General features: G+C 70.8%; 1 protein-coding gene. It reads left to right on the forward strand.

Features of this window, described 5'->3' with window-relative positions:
* Nucleotides 1-3 precede the first annotated feature (3 nt).
* Nucleotides 4-1,077, forward strand: a 1,074-nt coding sequence (locus BIV23_RS45225) for an IS4 family transposase (protein ID WP_079173827.1), incomplete at its 3' end; no start/stop codon positions are given.

Below are 1,077 nucleotides of genomic sequence, written 5' to 3' on the forward strand. Positions count from 1 at the left end.
GAGGTGATCGCGGAGTGCGGCCGGGCCGAGCAGCGTCACCGACTGCTGCCGGCCCGGGTGGTGGTCTATTTCGTGCTGGCGATGTGCCTGTTCTCCGGGCAGGGATATGAGGAGGTCGCGCGGCTTCTCACTCACGGGCTGGAGCGGATGGGCCGGTGGAAGGGGACGTGGCGGGTGCCGACCACCGCGGCGATCGGCCGGGCCCGGTTGCGGCTGGGTCCGGAGCCGCTCAAGGCCCTGTTCACCAGGGTGTGCCGTCCGGTGGCGACCGAGGAGACGAGCGGATCGTGGTACCGGGGCTGGTGGCTGGTCGCGGTGGACGGCACCACCTTCGACCTGCCCGATACCGAAGCCAACGCCGCCTTCTTCGGGCGTCCCGGCGTCAGCCGCGGGCAGGAGAAGAGCGCCTACCCGCAGGCGAGGTTGGCCGCGCTGGTCGAGTGCGGCACCCACGCGGTCTTTGCGGCCGAGGCCGGGCCGCTGGCCGTCCATGAAACCGAGCTGGCCCAGCGCCTGTTCAGCTCTCTGGTGCCGGGGATGCTGCTGCTGGCCGACCGGGGCTTTCGCGGCTTCGACCTGTGGCGGGCCGCCGCCGCCACCGGTGCCGACCTGCTGTGGCGGGTCAAGAACGACTCCGTCTTGCCGGTGCGGACCCTGCTGGAGGACGGCTCCTACCTCTCGGAGATCGTCGCCGCGAGGGACAAGAACCGCCGCGCGGACCCGATCAGGGTCCGCGTCATCGAGTACGCCCTCGGCCACGACGGCAGCGGCACGGTCTACCGGCTGATCACCACCATCCTCGGCCCGAAGGCAGCGTCGGCCACGTCGCTGGCCGCGCTGTATGCCCAGCGGTGGGAGATCGAGAGCACGCTGGACGAGATCAAGACACACCAGGGCGGGCCCCGCCTCGTCCTGCGCTCCCAGCACCCCCGCGGGGTGGAGCAGGAGATCTTCGCCTTCCTGCTGGTGCATCACGCTCTGCGGGACCTGATGCATCAAGCCGCCCGGCAATCGGACCAGGACCCCGACCGGATCTCCTTCACCCGCACCCTGCGCATCATCCGCCGCCATGTCACC

This window comes from Streptomyces monashensis (genome assembly GCF_001866665.1).
In the GTDB taxonomy this organism is placed as follows: Bacteria; Actinomycetota; Actinomycetes; order Streptomycetales; family Streptomycetaceae; genus Streptomyces; species Streptomyces monashensis.